Origin of the sequence: Burkholderia sp. Cy-637, from assembly GCF_011753175.1 — a bacterium.
GTDB classification, from domain to species: Bacteria; Pseudomonadota; Gammaproteobacteria; order Burkholderiales; family Burkholderiaceae; genus Burkholderia; species Burkholderia gladioli.
The window spans coordinates 1-1,786 of the sequence record NZ_VWWC01000359.1 but is presented as its reverse complement, the minus strand read 5'-3'; the positions used below and the strand labels follow the sequence as shown (position 1 = coordinate 1,786).

Here is a 1,786-nt window from a genome sequence, read left to right as displayed (position 1 = left end):
GCGCGGATCTCGCCGGCCGCCGGCGCCTGGCTGCTGCTGTTCGCCTTCGCGGTGCTGATCGCCGACGCGCTGGCGCGGCTCGGCCTGTCGCCCGCGCGGCGCGTGCTGGCCCTGGTGGTCGCGCTGGCGGCGGTGGGCGCGGCGCTGGCCAGCGGCATCTGGGACGGCCTGTCGGTGATGCAGGAATACGCGGTGCGCGCCGATACCTTCTGGACCGAGGCGCTGCGCCATCTCGAACTGGTGGCCGGCTCGACCTTCGCCGCCTTCGCGGTGGCGCTGCCGCTGGGCATCGGCTGCGCGCACCGGCCGGCCTGGCGCGCCACCCTGATGCCGGTGCTCAACGTGGTCCAGACCATCCCCAGCATCGCCCTGTTCGGCATCCTGATGGTGCCGCTCGGCCTGCTGGCCGCCCACCTGCCGCTGGCCGCCGCGCTCGGCATCAGCGGCATCGGCCCGGCCCCGGCCCTGGTCGCGCTGTTCCTCTACGCGCTGCTGCCGATCGTCTCGAGCGTGGTGGTCGGCATCGATCGCGTCGATCCCGGCGTGGTGGAGGCGGCCGCGGCAATGGGCATGACGCGCCGCCAGCGCGTGCTCGACATCGAGCTGGCGCTGGCCCTGCCGGTGATCCTGGCCGGGCTGCGCATCGTGCTGGTGCAGAACGTCGGGCTCGCCGCGGTGGCCGCGCTGATCGGCGGCGGCGGCTTCGGCACCTTCATCTTCCAGGGGCTCGGCCAGGCCGCCACCGACCTGGTGCTGCTCGGCGCGCTGCCCACCATCGCGCTGGCCTTCGTGATCTCGGTGCTGTTCGACGCCGCGATCCAACTGACACAACTGACGCAACGGAACCCGGCATGATCGAAATCGAAAGCGTGAGCCGCCGCTTCGGCTCGCTGCTCGCGGTGGACCAGGTCTCGCTCGAGATCGCGCCCGGCACCGTCACCGCCCTGGTGGGCGCCTCGGGCAGCGGCAAGTCCACCCTGCTGCGCATGATCAACCGCCTGATCGAGCCGAGCGCCGGCACCATCCGCATCGACGGCGTCGACACCGCCACGCTGCGCGGCGAGACGCTGCGGCGCGGCATCGGCTACGTGATCCAGGGCCACGGGCTGTTCCCGCACTGGAGCGTGGCGCGCAATATCGCCACCGTGCCGACCCTGGCCGGCTGGTCGAAGTCGCGCATCGCCGAGCGCGTCGACGAACTGCTGCACCTGTTCGACCTCGATCCCTCGGTGTATCGCCACAAGCTGCCGCACCAGCTCTCGGGCGGGCAGCAGCAGCGCGTCGGCGTGGCGCGCGCGCTGGCCGCCGAGCCGGCCATCCTGCTGATGGACGAGCCGTTCGGCGCGCTCGACCCGCTGATCCGCGGCAAGGCCCAGGACGACCTGGCGGCCCTGCAGCGGCGCCTGAAGGTCACCGTGGTGCTGGTCACGCACGACATCGACGAGGCGCTGCGGCTGGGCGACCAGATCGCCGTGATGGACGGCGGCAAGCTGCTGCAGGCGGCCCCGCCGGCGCGGCTGCTGGCACGCCCCGCGCCGGGCTTCGTGGAGCGCCTGGTGGCCGGCGCGGAACGGCCGCTGCGGCTGCTGGCCTTGACGCCGGTGGCGCGCCTGGCCGAGCCGGGCCAGGCCAGCGGCGCGCCGGTCGACGGCGCGAGCTCGCTGCGCGATGCCTTGTCCGAACTGCTCTGGCGCGGCGCCGACGCGCTGCCGGTAACGGCGCCGCCCGGCGAGCCGGCGCGGCGCATCACGCTCGCGGCGCTGGTGGCGCACGCGCGCAGCGGCGA

The 1,786-nt window shown here is 74.1% G+C and carries 2 protein-coding genes; both read left to right on the top strand.

The genetic code is table 11. The features are described 5' to 3' along the window. Positions 1 to 855, top strand: an 855-nt coding sequence (locus tag F3J10_RS35485) for an ABC transporter permease (RefSeq protein ID WP_167244036.1), incomplete at its 5' end; no start/stop codon positions are given. Beyond that, positions 852 to 1,786, top strand: a 935-nt coding sequence (locus F3J10_RS35480; RefSeq protein ID WP_167244035.1) for an ABC transporter ATP-binding protein, incomplete at its 3' end; no start/stop codon positions are given. The genes F3J10_RS35485 and F3J10_RS35480, both read left to right, overlap by 4 nt.